The sequence below is a fragment of the Lysobacter sp. SCRH-1R genome, assembly GCF_057747855.1.
Genome location: NZ_CM173227.1, coordinates 2282720 through 2302295, shown reverse-complemented (window position 1 = coordinate 2302295; position 19576 = coordinate 2282720). Strand labels below are relative to the sequence as shown.

Here is a 19576-nt window from a genome sequence, read left to right as displayed (position 1 = left end):
CCGGAGCCTGCGCTAGCATTCCCCGGACGGCGACGGATTCGCCGGATAAGGGGAACCATGTTGAAACATGCAAGTGCGCTGGCCCTCGCGGCTGCGTGGCAGTTCGCGTGCGCGCCGGCCTCCGCGGCGCAGGCGATCCAGCCTGAAGGCGAGCGTTCGGCGCAGATCGAGCGCCTCGACGTCGCCTACGTCATCCAGCCGGACGGCTCGTACACCGAGACGCGCGAGCAGACCATCAAGGTGCTCAAGTCCGATGCGCTGGAATACGTCAAGGATTCCTCCATCGGCTACAGCACCAGCATCCAGAAGGTCGAGGTGCTGGAGGCCTACACGCTCAAGCCCGACGGCCGCCGCGTGCCGGTGCCCAAATCCAACTACCAGGTGCAGACCAACGGCGGACACGGCGAAGGCGCGCCGGTGTTCTCCGATCGCACGTCGATGACGGTGGTGTTCCCCGAGCTGGCCGTCGGCGACACCACGGTGTTCAAGTACCGCCTGACCGGCTCGCAGCCGATGTTCGACGGCCAGTTCTCGGAAGTCGAAACGTTCCCGCGCGAAACCTACTACGGCCAGGTCGATCTGCGCTTCGACGCGCCGGCGCAGCTGCCCGTGAAGTCCGAGGCATGGCGGATGGAGCGCGTCCGCGATGAAGTGGTGGGCGATCGCCGCCTGAGCCACTGGCGCTTCCAGAACCGCCAGCCGCTGTTGCCCGACCAGTCGGCTTCCGCGTTCCGCTTCGAGGACCAGCCGGGCCTGGTGTATTCGACCTTCGCCGGCTATGGCGACATCGCGCTCGCCTACGGCGCGCGGGCGAAGCCGAAGGCGGCGGTCACGCCGCGCATCCGCAAGCTGGCGGACGAGATCGCCGGCACCCGCAAGGAGCCGCGCGACATCGCGAAGGCGATGTACGAATGGGTCTCGACCCAGATCACCTATGCGGGCAACTGCATCGGGCTGGGCGCGGTGGTGCCGCACGATCTGGACTTCGTCCTCGACAACAGGATGGGCGACTGCAAGGACCATGCGACCCTGCTGCAGGCGCTGCTGACGGCGAAGGGCATTCCGGCGACGCAGGCGCTGATCAACTCCAGCAGTCTGTACGACCTGCCGCGCACGCCGGCGGTGGCGATGGTCAACCACGTCATCACCTACCTCCCCGAGTGGGACCTGTACCTGGATGCGACCGCCAAGGGCATTCCCTTCGGCATGCTGCCGTACCCGGACATGGGCAAGCCGGTCTTCCGCGTGGAGGGCTATCGCGAGGGAACCACCACGCCGGCGATGGTTCCGGGCAGCGGGCGCCAGACCGTGAAGACGCGACTCAAGGTCGGCGCGGACGGCTCGATCGAAGGACAGGCCGACGTCGAACTGCAGGGCATGTACGCGGTGACCACGCGCGCGGCGTTCCGCGGCTCCACCACGGACCAGGCCACGCAGGGCGTGAAGCGCTACTTCCAGCAGATGGGGCAGGACGGGACCGGCAGCGTGCGCATGGACGATCCGGAACCGCTGGAAGACCGTTACGCCTACCAGGTGAACTTCAGTGTCGGCCAGCTGATGCCGGTGCCGGGTGCGATCGCGCTGACGCCGATCTTCCCGACCGAAGCGCCGGTGATGCGTTTCGCCGCACAGGCGAACCTGGAAGTCGACGAGGCCAGACCGAGCGCCTGCGCCAGCGGCTTCTCGCAGGAAGAGTACGAGATCGAGTTCGCCAAGCCCGTGCAGCTGATCGCGGTGCCGCCGGACGTCGATCTCAAGGGCAGTGCGTTCAGCTACCGGGCCACCTACAAGCGCGACGGCAACACGCTGCGCGTCACGCGCGTGCTCGACGACCGCACGCCCGGCCCGCTGTGCGAGCCCGGCTACAACCGCGACTACCGGGACTTCATGCAGAAGGTGCTGACGAACCTGCGCGCGCAGGTGGTCTACCAGTAACCGGCGGAAGAGGCTCGGTCAAAAAAAGCCGCGGGCGTTCCGCGGCTTTTTTTTTCGCTCATCAGCGCTGTCGGCAGGGGGCCTTACTCCGCCGAAGACCTGCGGGCGCGGAACATCAGCCACAGCAGCACGCCCGCCACGATCCGCCCGGCGCGGATCAGCGTTCCGGTGGACTGACCCCAGTGGTCCACCAGGCGAGCAGCTTGAATCGACGTTGAAGCGGGTCAGCACGAACGAGCCGGCGCCGAGCACGGCCGGCCACAGGTCGATGGAAGACGTTCATTGCGATGCCCCGGCGTCGGGCCGGCGGACGCCGAAGATGCGGTCCTCCTCGTACAGGTCCCGGAGTTCGGAGCGCGCGAGGCGGAGGGTGTTCTGCGTGTCCCACTTCACGTCCGCCAGGTCGCCGCGCAGGTCGTTGTTCGCGCCCGACGGTGCCGGCCAGGCGCTGCTGTCGGTGACGACGGAGATGCTGCCGTCGGTCACGGCGACCACCTTCATCAGGCCGTACGCGCGGTTCCCGCCATCGAACTCGGCGAAGTGCGACAGCTCGCTGGCGTAGAGGTCGCCCACTTTGGGCGCGGCGAGCAGTTCGGCGTCCTTCCTGCCCGAACAGCCCGCGGCGACGAGCAGTAGCAGCAATGCGATGCTTCGAAACAACGTCTTCATGCGTGCGTGGTCCCCGGACCGGCATGGCGCCGCCGATTGCGGCGCTGCGATGCTAGGAAGCACGTTGGCGTCGAAACATAGGAAGGTTCCGAATCGCCGTCGCGCTGCGAAACGGTCGTGGCGGCACGAAACGCTTGTCGCCGCGAAGTGGCCGCTTCAGACTGCGCGCATGAGCGACCACACCGCGCAGACCCGCATCCTCGTCCACGGTGCCTCCGGCCGCATGGGGCAGGCGCTGCTTCGCCTGGCCACGGAGCGCGACGACGTCGTCGTCGTCGCGGCCGTGCAGCGTTCACAACCGGCGCAGCGGGTGGTGGAGGGCGTGGCGCATTTCGCCGCGTCCGAACTGCATGGCGCGCCCGCGTTCGACGTCGCCATCGATTTCAGCCTGCCGGAGGGCTTCGATCCCATCCTCGCGCTGTGCGAGGAGCGCGGCGCCGCACTGGTGTCGGGCACGACGGGACTGGAAGCGCCGCAGCGCGCCGCGCTGGACGCCGCGGCGCAGCGCATCCCGCTGCTGTGGGCGGCGAATTTCAGCCTGGGCGTGGCGATCCTGGGCGAACTGGTCGAACGTGCCGCGCAGGCGCTGCCGGGCTGGGATTGCGACATCGTCGAGTCGCACCACGTGCACAAGAAGGACGCGCCCTCCGGCACCGCGCTGGCGCTGGGCGCGAACGCGGAGCAGGGTGGGGCGACGCCGCGCTATGCCTCGCTGCGCGCCGGCGACATCGTCGGCGAGCACCTGGTGCAGTTCACCGCGCCGGGCGAGCGGATCGAGCTGGTCCACCGCGCCACCAATCGCGACATCTTCGCCCGCGGCGCGCTCCACGCCGCCGCGAAGCTGGCCGGCCGCGCGCCCGGCCGTTATCGCCTGCGCGATCTGCTCGCCTGAACGAGGCGGGCCGGATCGCACGATCCGGGCACATGACGCTGGCGTTACGAGCCCCGGCCCGCTAGAATTCCGGCTCGCCTGAACCCCTTCCGTCGGACCGGTCCCGCACCGCGTCCGCGCTTTGCTGCAACCCGGTTTTTCTACGGCGTACGCGCACGGAACGGCTCAGCACCCCCCGGCAGCCAAGGCGATCCCCGTGACCCAACCCGCAATCCTCGCGCTCGAAGACGGCACCCTCTTCGAGGGCGTTTCCGTAGGCGCGCCCGGCCTTTCGGTCGGCGAAGTCGTATTCAACACGGCCATCACCGGCTACCAGGAAATCGTCACCGACCCGTCCTACGCCCGCCAGCTGGTGACCCTGACGTACCCGCACATCGGCAACACCGGCTGCACCGACCAGGACGACGAGGCCGCTCGCTGCTTCGCCTCGGGCCTGATCGTGCGCAACGTGCCGCGCCGTCCCAGCAACTGGCGCAGCCAGGTCTCGCTGCCGGAATGGCTCGCCGCCCGCGGCATCGTCGCCATTTCCGACATCGACACCCGCAAGCTCACGCGCATCCTGCGCGAGAAGGGCGCGCAGAACGGCGCGCTGATGGCCGGCGAGATCGATGTCGACAAGGCCTTCGAGGCCGCGCGCAAGTTCCCGGGCCTGAAGGGCATGGATCTGGCGAAGGAAGTCAGCGTCCGCGAGCCCTACGAGTGGAGCGAGGGACAGCTCGACCTGGACCGCAACGAATTCGTGCGCGCGGAGCCGAAGTTCCACGTCGTCGCCTACGACTACGGCGTGAAGTTCAACATCCTGCGCATGCTCGCCGAACGCGGCTGCAAGCTCACCGTCGTTCCGGCGCAGACGCCGGCCTCGGAGGTCTTCAAGCTCAAGCCCGATGGGGTGTTCCTGTCCAACGGCCCGGGCGATCCGGCGCCGTGCGATTACGCGATCGCGGCGATCAAGGAGTTCATCAAGGCGAAGATCCCGACCTTCGGCATCTGCCTGGGCCACCAGCTGCTGGCGCTCGCCGCTGGCGCGCGGACGGTGAAGATGGGCCACGGCCACCACGGCGCGAACCATCCGGTGCAGGACCTCGACACCGGCCGGGTGATGATCACTTCGCAGAACCACGGTTTCGCCGTCGATGAAGCGACGCTGCCGGCGAACGTGCGGGTGATCCATCGCTCGCTGTTCGACGGAACCAACCAGGGCATCGAGCTGACGGACGCGCCGGCGTTCTCCTTCCAGGGACATCCGGAAGCGAGTCCCGGCCCGCGCGACGTGGCGCCGCTGTTCGATCGCTTCGTCGCGATGATGCAGCAGGCCAAGTGAGCCCGGCCGCCACCAAGCCCGCCCGCAAGCGCCACTGGCGCAGGTTGTTCGTTGTTGCGGTCGTGCTGGGCGCCTACCCGGCGTTCGTGATGGTGGCCACGTACTCGCAGTTCTTCGCCGCCGGATTGCCCGGCGGTCGCAACGGCCCGGCCGATGCGTACCGCCACTCGCTCGCCAGCGCCATCGTCGCCTACACGCTGTCCCCGCGCTGCGTGGACATCGTGACGAAAGTGATGGAGCGCGACGGGCAGGGCAACGCGGCGCGTGCGATGGATGCGCACAACAACCGGCTCGGCGCGCGCATCGGCGCGGCCGCCGACAGCTGGACCGCCATGCAGCAGGCCGTGCTTGCTGCCGTGAACGAAGGCGCGATCGACGCCCGATCGCCCGACCAGATCACCTGGCTCGCGCCCGACGCGTGGCAGGAACGACTTTACTGAGGACCCCCATGCCCAAGCGCACCGACATCAAAACCGTCCTGATCATCGGCGCCGGCCCGATCGTGATCGGCCAGGCCTGCGAGTTCGACTACTCCGGCGCGCAGGCGTGCAAGGCGCTGCGCGACGAGGGCTACCGCGTGGTGCTGGTCAACAGCAACCCGGCCACGATCATGACCGACCCGAACATGGCCGACGCCGTGTACATCGAGCCGATCAACTGGCAGACGGTCGAGAAGATCATCGCGAAGGAAAAGCCCGACGCGCTGTTGCCGACGATGGGCGGCCAGACCGCGCTCAACTGCGCGCTGGACCTTGCCGACAACGGCGTGCTGGAGAAGTACAACGTCGAGCTGATCGGCGCCTCGCGCGAAGCCATCCGCATGGCCGAGGACCGCGAGCTGTTCCGCGTCGCGATGGCCGAGATCGGACTGGAATGCCCGAAAGCCGAAGTCGCCCGCAACTTCGAGCAGGCGATCGAGATCCAGGCGAAGGTCGGCTACCCGACCATCATCCGCCCCTCGTTCACCCTCGGCGGCACCGGCGGCGGCATCGCCTACAACAAGGAAGAGTTCGAGGAGATCGCCAAGCGCGGCCTGGAACTCTCGCCCGTGCATGAAATCCTCGTCGAGGAATCGGTGCTGGGCTGGAAGGAATTCGAGATGGAAGTGGTCCGCGACAAGGCGGACAACTGCATCATCGTCTGCTCGATCGAGAACTTCGACGCAATGGGCGTGCACACCGGCGACTCGATCACCGTCGCGCCGGCGCAGACGCTCACCGACAAGGAATACCAGCGCCTGCGCGATGCCTCCATCGCCGTGCTGCGCAAGATCGGCGTGGACACCGGCGGCTCGAACGTGCAGTTCGGCATCAACGCCAAGAACGGCCGTGTCGTCGTCATCGAAATGAACCCGCGCGTGTCGCGCTCCTCGGCGCTGGCGTCGAAGGCGACGGGCTTCCCCATCGCGAAGGTCGCCGCGAAGCTCGCGGTGGGCTACACGCTGGACGAGCTGAAGAACGAGATCACCGGCGGCCTCACGCCGGCGTCGTTCGAGCCGAGCATCGACTACGTCGTCACCAAGATCCCGCGCTTCGCGTTCGAGAAGTTCCCGCAGGCCGACGCGCGCCTGACCACGCAGATGAAGTCCGTCGGCGAGGTCATGGCGATGGGCCGTACCTTCCAGGAATCGCTGCAGAAGGCGCTGCGCGGTCTGGAAACCGGCAAGGTCGGCCTCGACCCCACGGGCCTTGATCTGGGCAGCGAAGAGGATCTGACGAAGCTGCGTCGCGAACTCAAGGAGCCGGGTCCGGAGCGCATGTTCCACATCGGCGACGCGTTCCGCGCCGGCATGAGCGTGGAAGACGTGCACGCGCTGTCGTTCGTCGACCCGTGGTTCCTCGACCAGATCGAGGAACTCATCGCCGCCGAACAGGATGTCGCCGCGGCCGGCCTGTCGTCGCTCGACAAGACGCGCATGCGCGAACTCAAGCGCATGGGCTTCTCGGATGCGCGCATCGCGCAGCTGACCGGCACCGACGAGACCGCCGTGCGCACGCTGCGCCGCGCGTTCGGCGTGCGTCCGGTGTACAAGCGCGTGGACTCGTGCGCGGCGGAGTTCGCCACGACCACCGCGTACATGTACTCGACCTATGAAGACGAGTGCGAAGCCGAGCCGACCAACCACAATAAGATCATCGTGCTCGGCGGCGGTCCGAACCGCATCGGCCAGGGCATCGAGTTCGACTACTGCTGCGTGCACGCGGCGCTGGCGCTGCGCGAGGACGGGTTCGAGACCATCATGGTCAACTGCAACCCGGAAACCGTTTCGACCGACTACGACACCTCCGATCGCCTGTACTTCGAGCCGCTGACGCTGGAAGACGTGCTGGAAATCTGCGACCTGGAGAAGCCCAAAGGCGTGATCGTGCAGTACGGCGGCCAGACGCCGCTGAAGCTGGCGCGCGCGCTGGAAGCCAACGGCGTGCCGATCATCGGCACCTCGCCGGACAGCATCGACCTGGCGGAAGACCGCGAGCGCTTCCAGAAGCTGGTGCAGGACCTGGGCCTGGCGCAGCCGCTGAACCGCACGGCCCGCAATCCGGAGGAAGCCATCGTGCTCGCCTCGCAGATCGGCTACCCGCTGGTCGTGCGCCCGAGCTACGTGCTCGGCGGCCGCGCGATGGAAATCGTCCACGCCGACGCCGACCTGCATCGCTACATGCGCGATGCGGTGAAGGTGTCCAACGACTCGCCGGTGCTGCTGGACCGCTTCCTCGACAACGCGGTGGAAGTCGACGTCGACGTCATCGCCGACAAGGACGGCAACGTGCTGGTGGGCGGCGTGATGGAGCACATCGAGGAAGCCGGCGTGCACTCGGGCGACTCCTCGTGCTCGCTGCCGCCGTATTCGCTGAGCGCGGCCGTGCAGGACAAGCTGCGCGGGCAGGTCGTCGCGCTCGCCAAGTCGCTGAAGGTCGTGGGCCTGATGAACACGCAGTTCGCGATCACCTTCGACGACGAGGGCCGCGAAACCATCTACCTGATCGAAGTGAACCCGCGTGCCTCGCGCACCGTGCCGTTCGTGTCGAAGGCCACCGGCATGGCGCTGGCGAAGATCGCCGCGCGCTGCATGGTCGGCAAGACGCTGGCCGAGCAGGGCGCCGTGAAGGAAATCGTGCCGGAGTACTACTCGGTCAAGGAAGCGATCTTCCCGTTCGCCAAGTTCCAGGGCGTCGATCCGATCCTCGGGCCGGAAATGCGCTCGACGGGCGAAGTGATGGGCGTCGACCGCAACTTCGGCGCCGCGATGGCGCGCGCGCAGGAAGCCGGCGGCATCAAGGCGCTGCCGGAAGGCGGGAAGGTGTTCGTGTCGGTGCGCGATCCGGACAAGAAGCGAGTGCTGCCGGTCGCGCAGGACCTGGTCAAGCGCGGCTACACGCTGGTCGCCACCGAAGGCACGCACCAGTTCCTCACCGGACAGGGCCTGGCCTGCGAGCGCATCAACAAGGTCACCGAAGGCCGTCCGCACATCGTCGACCTCATCAAGAATGGCGAGATCGCCTACATCGTGAACACGACCGAGGGCCGCCAGGCGATCAACGACTCGTTCTCGATCCGCCGCGAGGCGCTGCAGCATCGCGTGACGTACTCGACCACGGTGTCGGGCGCGCGCGCGCTGGTGAACTCGCTCGACTACCGCGGCACCGGCCCGGTGTGGTCGCTGCAGGAGCTGCACGCGGAAGTGCAGGGCGCGTAAGTCGCATCCACGCACTGGCAGCCCGGGTAAGCGCAGCACACCCGGGTTGGCCGCCGCGGTGACGCAATCCCGGGTGCGGCCTTCGGCCTTCTCCGGGCTACACGAGCGCATCCTGCGGCGCCGGGTGGGTTCACCCCGGCGCCCATCTGAGACAGAATCCGCCTAACGGAACCGCCGGGCTCCCGCGCCCGGCGCACAGGAAGAACAAGCAATGCGAGCACCCCTTACCCTTCAGGGCGCGCAGCGTCTGCGCGCCGAGCTGGAAGAATTGAAGTCGGTCAAGCGCCCGGCGGTGATCAATGCGATCGCCGAAGCGCGCGCGCACGGCGACCTCAAGGAAAACGCCGAGTACCACGCCGCCCGCGAACAACAGGGCTTCATCGAAGGCCGTATCAAGCAGCTCGAGGCCGAGCTGTCGCACGCGCAGGTCATCGACGTGTCCTCGCTCAACGCCGGCTCGCGCGTGGTCTTCGGCGCGACGGTCGATCTGGCCGACACCGAGACCGACGAGGAAAAGCGTTACCAGATCGTCGGCGACCTCGAAGCGGACATCAAACAGGGCCTGATCGCGATTTCCTCGCCGGTGGCGCGCGCGCTGATCGGCAAGCACGAAGGCGACACGATCACCATCGACGCCCCGGGCGGCACCCGCGAGTACGAGATCGTCGGCGTCAGCTACGCCGGCTGATTCGCGCCCGTCGATGATCACGCTGCTGCTGCCGCCGCGCGAACGCTTCGGTGGCCAGCGCCTGTCCGCATCGACGGGGCGCGCGCTCGCGCGCGGCGATCGCGGCGACCGCAATGGCGACGCGCTGTCGAACATCCTCGACGTGCTCCCACGCGGCTGGCCCGTGGCGGCGGCCGCGCGCCAGCGCGACGCGGGCGATGCCGTGGGATCCGCGTGGCTCCGCGCGGATCCCGCCTACGTGCGGCCCGACATCAACGGCGCGCGCCTGCTGTCGTACGGGCAGGCGCTGGGCCTGACCGCGCGGGACGCCGCCGCGCTCCTCAAACCGCTCAAGCCGCTGTTCGGCGACGCCGGCTGCCCGATCGACGCGCCGGTGCCGTCGCGCTGGTACCTGCGGTTGCCGGCCGGCGCGAAGCTGCCGGCCTTCACCGCGCCCGAGCAGGCGCTCGGCGCCGATCTGTTCGACGAACTGCCGCAAGGCCCCGAAGGCCGCCGCTGGCGCGCGCTCCTCAGCGAGGCGCAGATCGTGCTGCACAATCATCCGCTCAATGCGCAGCGCGCCGCGACCGGACTGGCGCCGGTGAATTCGCTGTGGTTCTGGGGCGCCGGTGCGCTGCCCGATCGCGTGCAGTCGTACTACGCGCGCATCGCCAGCGACGACGAAACCCTCACCGCGCTGGCCGTGCTGGCCGGCGTGAACGTCGCGCCGAAACCCGACGCCTGGAATGGCCGCGTCGAAGCGGGGAGCGACCTGTTCGACCTGCGCGACGCGCGCGACCTCGCGTTGCTCGAACGCGACTGGTTCGCGCCGCTGCTTGAAGCAGTCGCCGACGGCGCGCTGAAACAGCTGCGGTTCGAGTTCGACGACGGCGCGCGTTACGACCTCGCGCGGTCGCAGCGCTGGCGTTTCTGGCGCCGTCCGCTGCCGTCGTTCGTCAACGCCATGGCCGCCGGATGAAGCCCGTCGCGCGATTGCGTCGGCGCGAGTGCGTCGATCCGGGCCAATGGCCCGATTCGATGCCCGCGCTGCTGCGCCGCCTGTATGCCGCGCGCGGCGCGACCTCGCTGGAGCTCGCGCAGCCGCGACTCGCACACCTGCACCCGCCGGAACTGCTGGGCGGCCTGGACGCGGCGACGACGCTGCTCGCGCGCGCCATCGATGACGACCGCCACATCGTCGTCGTCGGCGATTTCGACTGCGACGGCGCCACCGCCTGTGCGGTCGGCGTGCGCGGGCTGCGCATGCTCGGTGCGCGACGCGTGTCGCATGCGGTGCCCAACCGCATCGTGCATGGTTACGGTCTCTCCCCGGCGCTGGTGGAGGAACTCGCTGCGCTGCAACCGGACCTGCTGGTCACGGTCGACCACGGCATCGCCTGCCACGCCGGCATCGCCGCGGCGAAGGCGCGCGGCTGGCAGGTGCTGGTCACCGATCACCATCTGCCCGGCGAACATCTGCCCCCGGCCGATGCCATCGTCGATCCGAACCTGCGCGGCGACGCATTCCCGAGCAAGTGTCTGGCCGGCGTCGGCGTGATGTTCTACGTGCTGCTCGCGCTGCGCAGGCACCTGCGCGAGCGCGGTGCGTTCGCCGGCAGGGAACCCGACCTGCAGGTGTTGCTGGACCTCGTCGCCGTCGGCACCGTCGCCGACGTGGTGCCACTGGATGCGAACAACCGCGCGCTCGTCGCCGCCGGCCTGCGGCGGATCCGCGCGGGGCAGGGCTGTGCCGGATTGCGTGCGCTGATCGAAGTCTCGCAGCGCGATGCCGCGCGGCTCACCGCGACCGACATCGGCTACGCCGTCGGCCCGCGCCTCAATGCGGCGGGACGGCTGGAAGACATGGCGCTCGGCATCGAATGCCTGCTCACCGACGACCTCGCACGCGCGCGAGACATCGCCGCCACGCTCAACGAGATCAACAGCGAGCGCCGGGCCGTGCAGCAGCAGATGACCGACGACGCCGAGCGCGCGCTCGCACGCGTGGCGATGAACGATGCGGCGGTGCCGGCGGCGATCTGCCTGTTCGATGCGGAATGGCATCCGGGCGTCGTGGGCCTGGTCGCGTCGAAGATGAAGGAACGGCTGCACCGGCCGGTCATCGCGTTCGCACCGGCCGAGCCGGGCAGCGATGCCCTGCGTGGCTCGGCGCGTTCGATCCCCGGCTTCCACATCCGCGACGCGCTCGCCGACGTGCACGCACGCCATCCGCAGCTGATCGAACGCTTCGGCGGCCACGCGATGGCGGCGGGGTTGTCGCTGCGTGCGAACCAGTTCGCCGCGTTCGCGCAGGCGTTCGGCGACTGTGCCGCCGCGCTGCTGACGCCCGAACTGCTGCAGGCGGAGCTGCTCAGCGACGGAGAACTGCACGCCGACGAGTTCTGCCGCGCCAGCGCCGAAGCGTTGCGCGATGGCGGTCCGTGGGGGCAGGGCTTCGCCGAGCCGCAATTCGATGGCGAGTTCGACGTGCTCGGCTGGCGCGTCGTTGGCGAGCGGCATCTGAAACTCGAACTCGGCCTGGCCGGACGCCGGCTCAACGCGATCGAGTTCGGCGGCTGGGGCGGACTGGCGCCACCGCCGCGCGTGCGCATCGCGTTCCGCCTGGAAGCCGACGATTACCGCGGCAGCGAGGCCGTGCAACTGGTCGTCGTGCACCGCGAAGCGGTGGCTGAAGTCGCGTGATCACGGCGACGTCGACGATTCGTCGGCGTCGGCCTTGTGCGTGGTCACGAACTGCCCGAGTTCGAACAGCGTGCCGTCGACGCGCCGGAGCAGCCGCGCGATTTCATCCGGGGATACCAGCGTCCCCGCTTCCGCGGTGCGCGTGGCGACGCGCAGGTCGGCCGCGAGGTTGCGATAGCCGAACGTTCCCAGCGCGCCGGTGATGCGATGCAGCGCGCGGCCCATGCGCACCGCGTCGCCGTCTTCCTCGGAACGCCGCAGGTCGGCGAGGTCGTCGGGCAGGTTCGCAAGCAGGTCCTCGGCGACCAGCCGGACGGTTTCCCGCGAGCCGAAGCTCCGCGTCAGCATCGCCAGGTCGAGCGGTTCCAGCGCGGGTTCGGTGGACTGCGACGGGCTGGCCCTATCCAGCACGTCGTCGTGCGGCGAATCGGTTGCCGCGGGCGATGCGGTGTCGGGTGGCCGGGTGGTCATGGTGTCGTCGGGGGGTAGCCAGAGCTCCAGCTGTTTCATCATTTCGTCCAGGCCGATCGGCTTGCGCAGATGGCCGTCCATGCCGGCTTCGCGGCAGCGCGCCTCGTCTTCCGACATCACGCCCGCGCTCAGGGCGAGGATCGGCAGGCGCTTTCGTCCTTCGGCCGCTTCGCCGGTGCGGATCGCACGCGCGAGCTCGAAGCCGTTCATGCCCGGCATCTGCAGGTCGGTGATGAGCAGGTCGAAACGGTCTTCGGCCAGCGCCGCGAGCGCCTGCTCGCCGCTGGACACCACGCGGCAGCGATAGCCCAGTTCGTCGAGCTGGCGCTGCACGAGCAGCTGGTTGGTCGAATGATCCTCGGCAACGAGGATGTGCCCGGCGTGCGAGGCCTTAGGCGCCGTGGGGGCGGTCGTGCGCGGAACCGCATCGTCCAGCGCCAGCACGCAGGCGCGACGCACGTGCGTGGGTAGCAGCGGCTCGGTCACGATCGCGGTGCGCGGCACATCGGGGCCGTCGGCCAGCAGCGGCACGAAGCGCGTGGATGCGCCGGCGGACGGCGGTTCGTCGGAAAGCAGCAGATCCGCGCGCGTGGCATCGGATACGACCTCGGTGCCGAACGATCGCAGGATGGCCTCCAGCGAATCCGCGACATCGTGATCGCGACTGCGCACGACCACGCTGCGCCCCGCCAGCGCCGGATCGACGGTGCTGCCCGGCGCGATCGGCGTGGCGAGCACCAGCCACACTCGCGTGCCCGTCCCGGGCGTGCTTTCCATGTCCAGCGTGGCCCGCATCAGTTCGGCCAGCCGCCGGCAGATCGCCAGGCCCAGGCCGCTGCCGCCGTAGGTTCGCGACGTGCTCGTCTGCGCCTGGGTGAAGGCATGGAAGAGCTTGGCCTGTTCGGCGGGCGCGATCCCGATGCCCGAGTCGGTCACGGCCATGCACCAGGTCTGCGTCTGGTCGGTCGCTTCGAGTACCTGCAACGAAACGGCCACGTACCCGCTGCCGGTGAACTTGATCGCATTGCTGAGCAGGTTGAGCAGGATCTGGCGAAGCCGCGTCGGATCGGCGACCACCAGTGCCGCCAGCGCCGGATCGATGTGGCAGGCGCAGCGCAGGTTCTTGCGCCGGCACAGGTCCAGCACCAGCTCGATCGAATTGGACAGCAGCACACGCAGGTCGGTTTCGACCGGCTCCAGTTCCAGGCGACCGGCTTCGATGCGCGACAGGTCGAGCACGTCGTCCAGGATCGTGCGCAATGCCATCGCGTAGTCCTGCACCAGGCCGATGAGATGGCGCTGGTCGTCGTTGATGTCGCTGCGCGAGAGGATCTCGATGATGCCGGCGATGCCGGCCATCGGCGTGCGGATCTCGTGGCTCATCGCGGCGAGGAAGTTCGCGCGCGCGGTGGCGGCGGTTTCAGCCGATGTCCTTGCAGCCTCCAGCGCTTCGGATTGACGATGCGACGCGGTCACGTCGACCCAGTATCCGCTCCAGTGCACCAGACCATCGTCGCGGCGATGCGCGACCGCGCTCACGCGGATCCAGCGTTCCGGCGCGGGCGAGATCGTGCGGAAATCCATCTCGATGGGGGTCAGCTCCGCGGTCGATGTCTCGAGCGCAAGGCGCAATCGCTCGCGATCATGCTCGTCTATGCAGCCCTCGACTCCCGGCTGCGGCCTGGAAACGAGTTCGTCGTGGTCCAGTCCGAACAATGCGCGCGTGTTGCCTGCGACGAAGGGCAGGGCGTAGTTGCCTTGCGGATCGCGCGTGATCCTGAAGATCACGCCGGGCAGGTTGCGCGTGAGATCGCGCATCAGGCTGTCGCTCTTCTCGCGACGGCGGATTTCCGTGCGCGTGCGCAGGTAGGCGAAGGCGAGCACCGCCACCAGCAAGGCGGCAAGGCCGCCACCGATCGCGACCGTGCGCCATTTCACGCCACTGGAAACCTGCACTTCCAGCCAGCCCGAGCGGATGCGTTGCCGTTCTTCAGGGGTCAGTGCACCGAGCATGCGGTTGATCAGGGGCACCAGCGGCTGGTACTCGCCACGCACGCCGAACACCAGGTCTTCGTCGAATCCGGCGGGCGCCGCGAGGCGGAGCGTCGGGTACTCGCCGCGCCGGAGCGGGCGGTCCGCCGACATCATGTCACCCACGTACGCATCCGCGTCGCCCCGTTCCACCGCCCGCAATCCCTCGGAGATGCTGGTCACCGGCATGATCACGGCGCCGGGTATCTCGGCCTTGACCCTGGCGGCACGAGCGGGCCCCACGAGGGTGATGCGCTTGCCGTCCAGGTCATCCAGTCCGCTGATCGCGTGCGAGCTGGCGCGCATGACGATCACGACGCTGACCCGCGTGAACGCCGAGGTGCGCACCCAATCGGAACCGACCGGCGCGCTTGCCGGTATCGGGACGAGATCGACCTGGCCACGAGCCATCATGCCGCGCAGGTCTTCGATGTAACCCGAGGATACCCGTCCCAGCTTGAGTCCCAGCCGCGCTTGCATCATCTGCAGGTATTCGGCGGCGATTCCGCTGATGCGCCCGTCGGCGTCGGTGAAACTGACCGGCTCCCAATCGTGTGCGTACCCGATGCGCGGCGGCGGAATGCGTTCGAGCCAGAGTTCCTCGTCGCGCGTGAGCGGCACGCCTCCCGCGCGCGGGATCGGCGAGGACGAAGCGCCGAGCCACCGGCGCTCGTAAGCCGCACGTTGCTGCGGCGTGATGCGGGCGAGCGCCTTGTCGATCGCGCTCGCCAGCGGTTTGCGGTCGTCCGGAACGGCGAAGTGCAAGGTATCCGACGGCAGGTCGACCGGTGCGAGCACCGCCAGGGCCGGCCACGTGCCGGTCGCCAGTGCGGTTCGCACGACGTACGGATTGCCGATGAAGACGTCGGCATCGCCCTTCGTTATCGCGTCGAATGCCTCCCCGATGGCGGTTGTCGCGATGATCCGCGCATCGGGAAATTGCGCTCGCACCGCGCGTTCCACCGCTGCGCCGCGATTGACCACGATGCGCGCCGACGCGAAGCGGTCGGGTGCGAGCAGATCGTTGCGGCTGGCCAGGCCCACCGCCACTGGAACGGCCTCGATGTACGAAGTCGTGAACACCAGGCAGGGCGTGCGCTCCGGCACCAGCGAGACGTTCATCAGCACGTCGACTTCGCGACGGCAACCGCCCTTGAAGGCTTCGTCCCACGAGGGATACGGGCGCACCGCGATGCGCACGCCGAGCTGGCGCGCGACATCGTCGAGGTAGGCGGGGCCGAGACCGCTGAGCGTTGCGTTCTCGTAACGTTCGAACGGCGGCCAGCCGCCGGCATACGTGGCGACGGTGATCGTCGGATGCGCGCGCAGCCATTCGCGCTCCTCGCCGGTGAGTTCGATCGTCGCCGCGTGCGCGAGCGCCGCCACGAAAAACAGCAGCAGGCATGCGAAACGACGGAACCTCATGCACGGTGCATGCACGAAGGTACGGGGATATCCTATCCGCCGAAAGCAACCTCTTCTGGCGGGCGATCCTGTATGAACCTGCGCGTGTTTCTGGCCGACGATCATCCGGTCGTCCTTCGCGGTGCGAGGGCGATCCTGGAAGCCAGTGGAATCGCCGTGGTGGGAGAAGCCCGCTCCAGCGACGAACTGCTGGCCGCCCTCGAAAACACGCCGTGCGACGTCGTGGTCACCGATTTCGCCATGCCCAACAGCGCCTCGCCCGATGGCGCGGAGATGATTCGGCAGCTGCGCGAACGCCATCCGCTGCTGCCGATCGTCGTGATGACGATGATCGGGAACGTGGGCATCCTGGACTCGCTGCTGCGCGCGGCGGTGCTGGGCGTGGTGGAGAAGACCGAGGACATGGAAATCCTCCCGATGGCCGTGAAGTCGGCGGCCAACCGTCGCGTGTTCATCTCGCCCGGCCTGCGACGGCAGCTGGACGCCATTGGCAAGCGGCGCGGACGCGGCACGTTAAGCGCGCGTGAAGCCGAGATCATCCGCCTGCTGGCGTCGGGATTGACGGTAACAGAGATCGCCCAGCAGTTGGACCGCAGCCTGAAGACCATCAGTCGGCAGAAGATCGATGCCATGCGCAAGCTCGGGCTGGAGAACGAGGCCGAGCTGTATGCGTACGCGCGGGAGAACGGCCTGGCCTGAAAGCCTGGCCTGAAGCGGCCGGCCCCCGAGGCGAAGATCCGGATCAGTCCGATGGTCCGGCCGGCCGCCCGGGCGCACACTGCCGCGACCATCGCAGGAGCAGCCGGACCATGCAGACACGTGTCGTAATCGCGGACGATCACCTGCCGGTGCTCGCGTCCGTCAGTGCGACGGTCGCGGGCACGGGAGCCACGGTGGTCGCCCGCGCGCGTTCGCCCGACGAGTTGTTCGCCGCACTCCACGAGCTTCCCTGCGATCTGCTGGTGTGCGATTACGCGATGCCGGTCGACGCGCAGGTCGATGGCATCGAGATGATTCATCGCGTCCGGACGCAGTGGCCGGGATTGCCCGTGATCATGCTGACCACGATGTCGAACGGCGTGCTGCTGCGCGCACTGCTCGCCGAGGGCGTGCGCGGCCTGATCGACAAGGCGGCGCCGTCGCTGGAACTGCACGCCGCGCTCCAGGCGGTCTCGCAGGGCGAGGTCGTCGTGAGTCCCGGCTTCACCGAAGCGATGGACCAGTACGCCGGCCACATGGACGACCCGGTGCTCGGTCGCGAGATCGCGCAGATGGTCGAACGCGGCCGATCGCCCGAAGACATCGCCGCGCTGCTGCGCATTCCGCTCTCGTTCGTCGAGCGGCACGCGAAGGCAACCGGAGACGGAACGTTCCGGCATCCGGATGTCGGCTTCGCGCCGCGCACCGGATCGCGCGCGCCGCGTTCCTGATCCGTCGAGCCCAACTCATCCCATGACACCGCGCCGCCGCGCACGGAACGCGCGAAAGTCGACGGAAGCAGTGCGAATGGCACGAAGGCTTTCATGGGGAACGCGGATGGGCGGCGCATGTGTGCGGGCGAGTGCTTAGGCTATCGGGCCGGGCGGCAGCTTCCGACCAGACGAATCTGAGGGAAGTCGCGGTCGGCGGTTTCGTTCAGCGCCGGCCGCCGGGAGCAGGCGGACGGGCCTCTGGTTGTCCCGGCTTGACGCCGCCAGAACATCTCCGCACCTAGGCTGAACGGCCCTTCCCCTGCTCCGGGAGTCCGTGCCATGCCGTTGACGATCAACATCGACCTTTCGGACGAGGACCTGCAGCATTTCGCCGGCGTGGTCGAAGCCGCGCGCAAGGAAGCCTCGGACAAGAGCAACGCCCAGGTCGTGGAAGCCGCCACCCAGCTGGCGCTCAAGGCCGGGCAGAGCAATCCGCCGCAATTCGTGAAGGACCGCCTGCTGACGCTGGACTCGCTGATCGCGATGTTGCGCGACGAAGCCTGGGCGATGTCGGACGCGGATTCGGCGAACGTGCGTTCCGCGCTGGCGTACTTCGTGTCGGCCGGAGACGCGATCCCCGACAACGTGCCGGTGCTGGGCTTCATCGACGACGCGATCATGATCGAATTGTGCGCGCGCGAGCTGCGGCACGAACTCGAGGCCTACGACGACTTCTGCGAATTCCGCCAGCGCGAGGCCGAGCGGCGCAAGCTCGACCCGGCCGGAGTGGGGCGGGCGGACTGGCTGGAATCCCGCCGCGAGGAACTGCAGGACCGGATGCACCGCCGGCGCAACCGCGATTTCCGTGGCGGCTTCGGCAGCGGGTTCGGTACGGGCTTTGGCGGAAGCAGCAGCTACGGGCCGGTGCGGCGGTATTCCGATACCGGCTGGCGACCGGGACCGTTCCGGTTCCGCTGAGCGCCGGATTCCGGCGGACGTAGGGCAGGTGGGTGCTCACCGATCGGGCGCACGGCTCCGCGCGGCCCACGGACCGCGTTTGTCGGAGCCGTGTTTGTTAGAATCGGCGGTTCACCATCGCGATTCGAATCGGACATGATCGAGCTCAATCCCGTCCGCCAGCGCATCGCCGACCTGACCGGTCGGCTGGATGCGCTCAGGGGGTATCTTTGACTACGACCGCAAGGTCGAACGTCTGGAAGAAGTAAACCGCGAACTGGAAAGCCCGGACGTCTGGAACGATGCCGACCGCGCCCAGTCGCTTGGCCGTGAGCGTTCCTCGCTCGACAAGGTGGTCGGCGGCATCCGCGACCTCACCGATGGCCTCAATGGCGCGGGCGAACTGCTCGAACTGGCCGAGATGGAGAACGACGAAGGCACCGCGCAGGCCGTGGTCGACGACGTCGAACGCTATGCGAAGGACGTCGAGAAGCTCGAGTTCCAGCGCATGTTCTCCGGCAAGATGGATGCGGCCAACGCGTTCGTCGACATCCAGGCCGGCGCCGGCGGCACCGAGGCGCAGGACTGGGCTGAAATCCTGCTGCGCATGTACCTGCGCTGGGCCGAATCGCGCGGCTGGAAGGCCGAGCTGATGGAGGTCAGCGGCGGCGACGTGGCCGGCATCAAGTCGGCGACCTTCCGCGTGGAAGGCGATTTCGCCTACGGCTGGCTCAAGACCGAAACCGGCGTGCACCGCCTGGTGCGCAAGTCGCCGTTCGATTCGGACAACCGCCGGCACACCAGTTTCACCTCGGTGTTCGTGTCGCCCGAAGTCGACGACAAGATCGACATCGAGATCAATCCTGCGGACCTGAAGACCGATGTCTACCGGTCCTCCGGCGCCGGCGGCCAGCACGTGAACAAGACCGAGTCCGCCGTGCGCATCACGCACGTGCCGAGCGGGATCGTGGTCGCGTGCCAGACCGAACGCAGCCAGCACGCCAACCGCGACCGTGCGATGAAGATGCTCGCGGCCAAGCTGTACGAGTTGGAAATCCAGAAGCGCAACGCCGAGCGCGACGCGGTGGAGGCCACCAAGTCCGATATCGGCTGGGGCAGCCAGATCCGCAACTACGTGCTCGACCAGAGCCGCATCAAGGACCTGCGCACCGGCATCGAACGCAGCGACACGCAGAAGGTGCTCGACGGCGACCTGGACGAATTCGTCGAGGCCAGCCTGAAATCCGGCCTGGAAGCCGGTTCGAAACGCGCCGACGCCCTTTGATGCAGGGCGGGTGGGGAGGAGCGGGAAGTGAGAGGATGAGCCTCTCCGGCACGCCTTCCCCGGCTCGCCCGGCCCAATTCCCACTTCTCGAAACCCACGACTGCTCCAGCC

The 19576-nt window shown here is 68.3% G+C and carries 14 protein-coding genes; 12 read left to right on the top strand and 2 right to left on the bottom strand.

The genetic code is table 11. From position 1 onward, the window contains the following. Nucleotides 1-57 precede the first annotated feature (57 nt). On the top strand, nt 58-1935 hold the full coding sequence (locus AC3ANK_RS10330; RefSeq protein WP_484171092.1) for a DUF3857 domain-containing transglutaminase family protein: 1878 nt from the start codon (nt 58-60) through the stop codon (nt 1933-1935). A 279-nt stretch (nt 1936-2214) separates the two neighbouring features. Here the strand turns inward: AC3ANK_RS10330 and AC3ANK_RS10325 are convergent, their stop codons facing one another. After that, a complete protein-coding gene (locus AC3ANK_RS10325) occupies nt 2215-2604 on the bottom strand; it encodes a hypothetical protein (protein WP_484171091.1) in 390 nt (129 codons plus the stop codon). 223 nt (nt 2605-2827) lie between these two features. Here AC3ANK_RS10325 and AC3ANK_RS10320 point away from each other — a divergent pair, with 223 nt between their 5' ends. From AC3ANK_RS10320 to recJ, 7 genes are all read left to right on the top strand, one after another. Then, entirely contained in the window at nt 2828-3496 is a 669-nt protein-coding gene (locus AC3ANK_RS10320) for a 4-hydroxy-tetrahydrodipicolinate reductase (protein ID WP_242525165.1), read from the top strand. A gap of 196 nt (nt 3497-3692) precedes the next feature. Further along, entirely contained in the window at nt 3693-4817 is a 1125-nt protein-coding gene (gene carA / locus AC3ANK_RS10315; RefSeq protein WP_206860719.1) for a glutamine-hydrolyzing carbamoyl-phosphate synthase small subunit, read from the top strand. Next, complete coding sequence (locus AC3ANK_RS10310; RefSeq protein WP_206860718.1) at nt 4814-5257, top strand: DUF6973 domain-containing protein; 444 nt, start codon at nt 4814-4816, stop codon at nt 5255-5257. The genes carA and AC3ANK_RS10310 overlap by 4 nt, the downstream gene beginning before the upstream one ends. Before the next feature lie 8 nt (nt 5258-5265). Beyond that, a complete protein-coding gene (gene carB, locus AC3ANK_RS10305) occupies nt 5266-8514 on the top strand; it encodes a carbamoyl-phosphate synthase large subunit (protein ID WP_484171090.1) in 3249 nt (1082 codons plus the stop codon). Between the two features lie 211 nt (nt 8515-8725). Then, nucleotides 8726-9202 carry a transcription elongation factor GreA gene (gene greA, locus AC3ANK_RS10300; protein WP_206860716.1) on the top strand — a complete coding sequence of 159 codons (477 nt, stop codon included), beginning with the start codon at nt 8726-8728 and terminating at the stop codon, nt 9200-9202. Between the two features lie 13 nt (nt 9203-9215). After that, nucleotides 9216-10160: a phosphoglycerate mutase gene (locus tag AC3ANK_RS10295; RefSeq protein WP_484171089.1), complete on the top strand. Its 945-nt coding sequence runs from the start codon at nt 9216-9218 to the stop codon at nt 10158-10160. Continuing rightward, nucleotides 10157-11884: a single-stranded-DNA-specific exonuclease RecJ gene (gene recJ, locus AC3ANK_RS10290; protein ID WP_484171088.1), complete on the top strand. Its 1728-nt coding sequence runs from the start codon at nt 10157-10159 to the stop codon at nt 11882-11884. Before AC3ANK_RS10295 ends, recJ begins: the two co-directional genes overlap by 4 nt. On the opposite strand, the gene AC3ANK_RS10285 is transcribed toward recJ, so the two are convergent. Beyond that, nucleotides 11885-15916, bottom strand: a complete 4032-nt coding sequence (locus AC3ANK_RS10285) for an ATP-binding protein (protein ID WP_484171087.1) — start codon at nt 15914-15916, stop codon at nt 11885-11887. Here AC3ANK_RS10285 and AC3ANK_RS10280 point away from each other — a divergent pair. The 4 genes from AC3ANK_RS10280 (at nt 15884) to prfB (ending at nt 19465) form a co-directional block, all read left to right on the top strand. After that, on the top strand, nt 15884-16510 hold the full coding sequence (locus tag AC3ANK_RS10280) for a response regulator (protein WP_484171086.1): 627 nt from the start codon (nt 15884-15886) through the stop codon (nt 16508-16510). The two genes, AC3ANK_RS10285 and AC3ANK_RS10280, sit on opposite strands and share 33 nt — an antisense overlap. Before the next feature lie 110 nt (nt 16511-16620). Continuing rightward, nucleotides 16621-17241, top strand: a complete 621-nt coding sequence (locus tag AC3ANK_RS10275; RefSeq protein WP_484171085.1) for a response regulator — start codon at nt 16621-16623, stop codon at nt 17239-17241. A 321-nt stretch (nt 17242-17562) separates the two neighbouring features. Beyond that, nucleotides 17563-18201: a YkvA family protein gene (locus AC3ANK_RS10270; RefSeq protein WP_206860711.1), complete on the top strand. Its 639-nt coding sequence runs from the start codon at nt 17563-17565 to the stop codon at nt 18199-18201. Between the two features lie 135 nt (nt 18202-18336). Further along, nucleotides 18337-19465, top strand: a protein-coding gene (gene prfB / locus AC3ANK_RS10265; RefSeq protein WP_484171084.1) for a peptide chain release factor 2 whose coding sequence is annotated in 2 segments (ribosomal slippage) — nt 18337-18411 and nt 18413-19465 — 1128 coding nt in all. Because the reading frame shifts where the segments join, the coding sequence is not laid out codon by codon here. The last annotated feature ends 111 nt before the right edge of the window (nt 19466-19576 follow it).

Excerpts from the sequence above, each read along its gene's own strand:
- AC3ANK_RS10330 (WP_484171092.1), top strand. The coding sequence starts at position 58 with ATGTTGAAACATGCAAGTGCGCTGGCCCTCGCGGCTGCGTGGCAGTTC.
- AC3ANK_RS10325 (WP_484171091.1), bottom strand. The coding sequence starts at position 2,604 with ATGAAGACGTTGTTTCGAAGCATCGCATTGCTGCTACTGCTCGTCGCC.
- AC3ANK_RS10320 (WP_242525165.1), top strand. The coding sequence starts at position 2,828 with ATGGGGCAGGCGCTGCTTCGCCTGGCCACGGAGCGCGACGACGTCGTC.
- carB (WP_484171090.1), top strand. The coding sequence starts at position 5,266 with ATGCCCAAGCGCACCGACATCAAAACCGTCCTGATCATCGGCGCCGGC.
- greA (WP_206860716.1), top strand. The coding sequence starts at position 8,726 with ATGCGAGCACCCCTTACCCTTCAGGGCGCGCAGCGTCTGCGCGCCGAG.
- AC3ANK_RS10295 (WP_484171089.1), top strand. The coding sequence starts at position 9,216 with ATGATCACGCTGCTGCTGCCGCCGCGCGAACGCTTCGGTGGCCAGCGC.
- recJ (WP_484171088.1), top strand. The coding sequence starts at position 10,157 with ATGAAGCCCGTCGCGCGATTGCGTCGGCGCGAGTGCGTCGATCCGGGC.
- AC3ANK_RS10280 (WP_484171086.1), top strand. The coding sequence starts at position 15,884 with ATGAACCTGCGCGTGTTTCTGGCCGACGATCATCCGGTCGTCCTTCGC.
- AC3ANK_RS10285 (WP_484171087.1), bottom strand. The coding sequence starts at position 15,916 with ATGATCGTCGGCCAGAAACACGCGCAGGTTCATACAGGATCGCCCGCC.
- AC3ANK_RS10275 (WP_484171085.1), top strand. The coding sequence starts at position 16,621 with ATGCAGACACGTGTCGTAATCGCGGACGATCACCTGCCGGTGCTCGCG.
- AC3ANK_RS10270 (WP_206860711.1), top strand. The coding sequence starts at position 17,563 with ATGCCGTTGACGATCAACATCGACCTTTCGGACGAGGACCTGCAGCAT.